We start from the raw sequence: 6,319 nt of genomic DNA, 5'->3' as shown, positions 1-6,319 counted from the left end.
CCCTAAGAGCAAACCACCCTTTTTAAGGGTGGTTCTGATTCCCGGTGAGGTTGCAAATCGGTTCTTGTCGCGGCTCGGGCCTAGTCCCCCGAGGCCTGATTGCGGCCGGTGGCGTAGTCGATCTGCACATGCGGTTGCAGGTTATAACAGTACACGTGGAAGCACAGCGTCTTGCCGTGATCCTCGACCGATTGGGCCTCAAGGCGCACGCCGCGGCAGACAAGTTCCTCCTCGTTGTACATGGGCGTGACGCGATAGAGCACGTGGTTACCCGTGTTGCGGATATAGTCGAGGATTTGCTCCTCAAACGGCAGCATGCCCGTCTCGTTGAGATAGCGCGTGCCGGTGAGGAGATTCTTACGGTTGGCGTTTTCGCCGCAGAGCGACCAGGCGATGAGATGGCAGCGGTTGTAGAGGCTCTGGCCTGGAATAAAGTCGTAGCGCTGCTGGTGCCAACCGGCAGGATGGATACGCGAGATATCGCCGCGCTTTCCCTGTCCGAGCGACTCGGGGCCTACGCAGGCGAGCGCCTTGCGAGTGCGGCCCAGGCTGTCGAGCTTGGAGAATTTCTTAAAGCAGCCCTCTTCGGTGGCACGATCGTACTCATCGAGTGTGAATGACGGCGTGCCCAGCGGGTGCGTGCTGTCGGCGCGAAGGGCGACGTAGGGGTTGCCGGCGTAGTCGGGAATGCTGCTGAGATATACGCCGCGGGCGCGGTTGAGGTCGGGGTTTTCCACTTCGTCGATGGGGGTGGCGGAGCTGTCCTCGGCAACGTTACCGTTGGTGTTGGTCGCGGTGGATTCGGAGCCAGCGCCAGAGTCTTGGCTATTTTGAGAGTCCGAGGAGCTCGCTGTTCCCGATTCGAGCCGGGCAACCAGGTCTGCCTCGTCGTCGGTGCGGCCGGGGCTTTCGTTTTGCTTCTCGGCCAGAGCCGCCGCCTGCTCATCGCTTTGCGGTGACAACAGCTTGGGCGCTCCGTCGAGCGATCCTGTAAACAGCGCAAACCCAAGCACCACGGCGGTGCCGATGGAAAGTACTTGCTTGTAGGCGGACTTGCGCGACATTGAGGCTCCTGGATGGACGGCTGGGAATCTACCAGTCTAGCAGGAGCCGGCGGGGGCCGTTCTGTCGAACAAATACTTAAGATTTGGGACAAATGCCGCTGGTTCATTTGTCCCCATGTTGGGCTTATGGCTAGATTGAGGTGGAGCCGAGCCAATTGAGTTTGCATTCGAGAATGCGCTGCTCACCGGGCGTGCTGCTGCCATCGAGTAGCGCGAGGAGCATCTCGGCCGCCTCTCTGCCTTCCTGGTCGACGGGCTCGATGATCGTGGAGACGGTCGGCGTGGTGAGGTTGGTCCAGTCTTCGCAGTTGAGTCCCAAAAGACCGATTTGCTGCGGAAGTAGATGGGCCATGGGTTGGAGAGCCTTGTAGACACGGGGAAGTGCCCACTGATTTTGCACGAAGATAAGGGTTCGCTTGGCGGGGTTGAGCTTGTATTTAAAGTACTCGGTAAGCTCACTGACCGACGGCTTGTTGTGGTCGATGGGAATCGCTTTGTAGAGCTGTCCGTTCGCTGCCAGCGCCTCGGCATACCCCTGAAAACGCTCCATGCGGGTGCGCATTTCGGTCATGTTGGCGGCAATGGAAAAGAAATCTTCGTAACCGGCGTCGAGGAGTGCCTGCGTGGCGTTGTACACACCGTCGTAAAGGTTGGTCTTGATCCAGCTGGTACCTGGGCTATAGATGGCCGCATCGAAAAAAACGACCGGCTTGCCGGCGCGTCTAATGCGGTCGTGCACGGCTTTGAAGTTTGCCGTGGGCTGGATGATAAAACCATCGACGCCCAGCGAGAGCATTTTGTCGACATACATGAGCTCGGTCTCGGGGTTAAAGTTGCTCGTGCAAACGATCGTCTGGTAGCCCGCGGGGAGCATGACCTGCTCCATGCCGTTGAGGACAAGGCCCGCCCATTTGTTGGTGTTATCCAAGATGATGATGGCGATGACGTGGGTCTGTTTGCCGGTGAGTGTTTGCGCCTGGGCGTTGGGGACGTATCCCAGCTCCTTTATAACACGCGCGATCTTTGCCTGCGTTTTGTCGCTGAGTTTGTCTCGTTTGTCGTTGAGGTAATACGAGACGCTGGCTGTTGAAGTTCCTGCCTCGCGGGCGACGTCTGCAATCGTAACGCGCTGTTTGATCACAGCGACTCCTTCCGACAAATTGCGTTGTTTGGCGCGGTGGTTCACGTTCGGGTTGCGGGCACACGATTCTGCCTGTCCTTTCGCCCTTTTATGAGTATGCAACAATACCGTATCCGTGGGGTCCATAATTAGTGGCGGTTATGCAAGCCTACCGTCTACCGAGAAATCCAAATACTTCTTGACTTTTAAAAAAGAGATCAAAAACGCAGGATTCATTTTTGGTTAAACGCATAACTAAATTGCGTAACTAATACCATGACCTGCGCGTTTACCGAAATGAACTAGTTTTATTCCTGCCAGCACCCTATATTGGTCTTGTCGAAAAGACAGCAAGTCCAAACGGCAGGGGATGCTCCGGAGGCCTCCGCAAACGGTGTCTTGCGCACGCAACTCTATGAAAAGAGGGAAGCAATGAAGATCGTAGGCGTTGCCGCCTGTACCGTGGGTATCGCCCACACGTATATGGCCCAGAAGGCGATTCAGGATGAATGCGCCGCCCGTGGCATCGAGTGCAAAGTCGAGGCTCAGGGTGGCCTGGGTATCGAGAACGAGCTGACGCAGGAAGACGTGGATTCCGCCGACCTGGTGCTCGAGTCCGTCGACGTGGGTGTCGAGAACGAGGACCGTTTTGAGCTGAAGATGGCTGAGGGTAAGTTCCTGAAGGTCGGCACCTCGGATGTAATCGCCGATCCGGTAAAGATCATCGACCAGGCCGTTGAGATCATCAAGGCGACGGGTGGCGCCGTTGACGCGCCCAAGGCCGAGGCCAAGGCAGAGAAGAAGGCCGTCTCCGCTGCCCCGCAGGCCCCGACACCGGCGTCCAAGCAGTCTATCTTTGCCGATCCTGGTAAGACGCTGCTCAATGCATTCAATACCGGCGTTTCCTATTTTATCCCCATCGTCGTTATCGGCGGCGTGTTTCTCGCCTTCTCGCTGGCATCCGGTACCGCCGGCGCCAACGGCATGGAGGTTACGAACCCGCTGATGATGAGTCTTAACACCATCGGCATGGCCGGCATCTCCATGATGATCCCGGTGCTTGCGGCTTACATCTCCTACTCGATGGCCGGCAAGCCCGCGCTCGCCCCCGGTTTTGTCTTGGGCTACCTGGTCAACAACGCAGTCGTTACCCCTAACGGCAATAGCGTTTCGACCGGCTTCTTGGGCGCCATGATCATGGCGGTTATCTGCGGCTACTTTGTCCGCTGGATGAAGACCTGGAAGGTCAACAACACCATCCAGACCATCATGCCCATCCTGATCATCCCGATTCTGACCTCGCTTGTCCTGGGTATGGCCTATATCTACATTCTGGCCACGCCGCTTGGCTTTGTGATGGACTGGCTTACCGGCGTGCTCGGCAGCCTGCAGGGCGGCTCCGCCGTCGTCCTGGGTCTGGTCATTGGCGTTATGACCGCCTTCGATATGGGCGGCCCCATCAACAAGACCGCCTCGACCTTCACCATGGCCATCATGGCCTCTGGCATCTACGGTCCTAATGGTATGTTCCGCGTCGCCGTCGCCGTTCCCCCGATCGCCTGTGGCCTCGCTGCGCTCATTGCCAAGAACAAGTTCGATGACGCCGACCGTCAGATGGGCATCTCCGCGCTGTTCATGGGCTGCATCGGTATTACCGAGGGCGCTATCCCCTTCGCGGTCAAGGACCTTGGCCACACCCTGCCCGGTATTTGCATCGGCTCTGCCGTGGGTGCGGCGCTTGCCGCCTTCCAGGGTATCGACTGCTATGTCCCGCACGGTGGCTTTATCGTCGCCCTTGCTACCAACAACGTCGCGCTGTTCTGCCTGGACATCGTGATTGGCTCCGTGGTCGCCGCTGCAATCCTGATTGCCATGAAGCCCACGCTCGACAAGCAGGCCAAGTAAACCTTTAAGGACTCCGGTTGTGCGGAGGGATGGATTTGACTCCGCACAACCGCTCCTACACAACAAAATCCATCCGTACTGATAGGGCCCGCATCTGGGTCCCAGGGAACTTTTGTCAAAAATCCTCTGGAGAAGGAGAACAAAATGTCCAACCTCACCATCCGCCAGGCCGTTCAGGGCATGCTCAAGCTGCAGGATAGCGGCGATCACGCAACCATGGTCGGCATTGGTCCCATGAGCCCCAACCTGATTCAGGCCGTGTTCGAGCTTGCCAAGGACGAGGATTTCCCGCCCATGTTTATCGCCAGCCGCAACCAGGTCGATATGGACGAGATGGGCGCCGGCTACGTCAACGGTTGGGACCAGACGCGCTTTGCCGCCGACATCAAGAAGGTTGCCGACGAGGTGGGTTACACCGGTCCGTACTACCTGTGCCGCGATCACGGCGGTCCGTGGCAGCGCGACGAGGAGCGTAACGCCCACCTGCCCGAGGACGAGGCCATGGAGCTCGCCCGCAAGTCCTTCGTCGCCGACATGGAGGCAGGCTTTGACCTGCTGATGGTCGACCCCACCAAGGACCCCTATCAGATCGGCAAGGTTATTCCGCTCGACGTGGTGCTTCGCCGCACGATCGATCTTATCGACTACCTTGAGCAGTACCGTCGCGAGCATAATCTGCCCGAGGTTGCCTATGAGGTCGGTACCGAGGAGACCAATGGCGGCTTGACCTCTACCGATAAGTACGAGGAGTTCATTTCTCAGCTGCAGCCCGAGCTCGAGAAGCGCGGCTGCCCCATGCCCACCTTTATCGTCGGCCAGACCGGTACGCTCACCCGTTGGACCGAGCAGGTCGGTCACTATAACTTTAAGAACGCCCGCGAGCTCGCCGACATGGCCAAGCGCTATGGCGTGGGCCTGAAGGAGCACAACGCCGACTACCTGGATGACGCGACGCTGCTCGAGCACATTCCGGCTCACGTGACCGCTTCCAATGTCGCTCCCCAGTACGGCACCGAGGAGACACGCGCTTACCTCAAGCTCTGCGCTACCGAGCAGATTCTGGTCGACAACGGCCTGTGCGACGATCCCTCCGACCTGTATCGCACGCTGCTGGTCAAGGCTATCAAGACCGAGCGTTGGCGCAAGTGGATGACCGGCGACGACGTCAACCTGCAGGTTGACGACATTCTGGCCGACGACGAGCTCAGCCTGAAGATTCTGGATGTCTCCGGCCACTACGCCTTTAACGATCCCGAGGTCAAGGAGCAGGTCGAGAAGCTCTACCGCAACCTCGCTGCCCAGGACATCGACGGCAAGCGCTTTGTGATCGAGCACATCAAGCGCCCGATCAAGCAGTACGTCGTCGGTCTTAACCTCAAGGGTGTTACGAGCCGCATCGAGGCTGCCCTCGCCGAGTAAGTTGTTTCGGTCTGGCCAGCGAGTCGACCGTTGTCCTTGGGTCACCAGTTTTTCTCTTGAAGGAGTGCACCATGAAGTTCTTTATCGATACCGCCAACCTTGACGAGATTGCCGAGGCCAAGAGCTGGGGCTGTCTTGCCGGTGTCACCACCAACCCGTCCCTGTATGCCAAGACCGGCGGTAAGCTTGCAGACTTTGAGCCTCACATGCTCAAGATCGCCGAGCTTTGCGAGGGACTGCCCGTGTCTGCTGAGTCCACCGCGACTACTGCCGAGGGCATGATCGAGGAGGGCAAGCGTCTTGCCGCCCTGGCTCCCAACATCGTGGTTAAGCTCCCCGTGTGCGAGGCCGGCCTTGCCGCTTGCCGCGCCCTGGCCGATGCGGGTGTGCGCGTCAACATGACGCTTGTTTTCTCGCCGACCCAGGCCCTGATGGCCGCCAATGCCGGCGCTCGCTACATCAGCCCGTTTGTCGGTCGCTTCGACGACATCGCCGAGGACGGCATTTCGCAGCTCGATAACGTTGTGACCTGCATCAAGAACTATGACTGGACCGGCAAGAACGTCGACGACACCGTCGAGATCATCACCGCGTCCGTCCGTACGCCCAATCATGTGACCCAGGCGGCGCTGCTCGGTGCCGATATTGCGACCGTCCCCATGGCCGCTCTTAAGAAGTGCCTGCACCACCCGCTGACTGACCAGGGCCTTGCCTCGTTCGAGGCCGACTGGAAAAAGGTTGTCGAGGCGCAGTAACGATGGTTCTGCCGGCCCAGCATGCGTTATGCCGGGCCGGCGTGCTCAAGAGAGGA

At 58.8% G+C, this 6,319-nt stretch carries 5 protein-coding genes; 3 read left to right on the top strand and 2 right to left on the bottom strand.

Annotated features, from left to right (window positions below; translation table 11 throughout):
- Positions 1-80 precede the first annotated feature (80 nt).
- A complete protein-coding gene (locus DW943_RS06785) occupies positions 81-1,064 on the bottom strand; it encodes a DNA/RNA non-specific endonuclease (protein ID WP_117862573.1) in 984 nt (327 codons plus the stop codon).
- Between the two features lie 130 nt (positions 1,065-1,194).
- Complete coding sequence (locus DW943_RS06780; protein ID WP_233543617.1) at positions 1,195-2,205, bottom strand: LacI family DNA-binding transcriptional regulator; 1,011 nt, start codon at positions 2,203-2,205, stop codon at positions 1,195-1,197.
- A gap of 411 nt (positions 2,206-2,616) precedes the next feature.
- Here DW943_RS06780 and DW943_RS06775 point away from each other — a divergent pair, with 411 nt between their 5' ends.
- The 3 genes from DW943_RS06775 to fsa all read left to right on the top strand — a co-directional run bounded on the left by DW943_RS06775 (position 2,617) and on the right by fsa (position 6,263).
- Positions 2,617-4,089, top strand: coding sequence for a PTS fructose transporter subunit IIC (locus DW943_RS06775; protein ID WP_117862571.1), 1,473 nt, complete (start codon positions 2,617-2,619; stop codon positions 4,087-4,089).
- A 144-nt stretch (positions 4,090-4,233) separates the two neighbouring features.
- Positions 4,234-5,508 (top strand): class II D-tagatose-bisphosphate aldolase non-catalytic subunit, encoded by a 1,275-nt coding sequence (locus DW943_RS06770; RefSeq protein WP_117862570.1) that lies wholly within the window; start codon positions 4,234-4,236, stop codon positions 5,506-5,508.
- Positions 5,509-5,579: 71 nt separating this feature from the next.
- Positions 5,580-6,263, top strand: coding sequence for a fructose-6-phosphate aldolase (gene fsa, locus DW943_RS06765; RefSeq protein WP_117757862.1), 684 nt, complete (start codon positions 5,580-5,582; stop codon positions 6,261-6,263).
- Positions 6,264-6,319: the final 56 nt, after the last annotated feature.

It is taken from the genome of Collinsella sp. AM44-11 (genome assembly GCF_003467145.1).
GTDB lineage: Bacteria > Actinomycetota > Coriobacteriia > Coriobacteriales > Coriobacteriaceae > Collinsella.
This window is presented reverse-complemented; position numbering and strand designations above follow the sequence as displayed.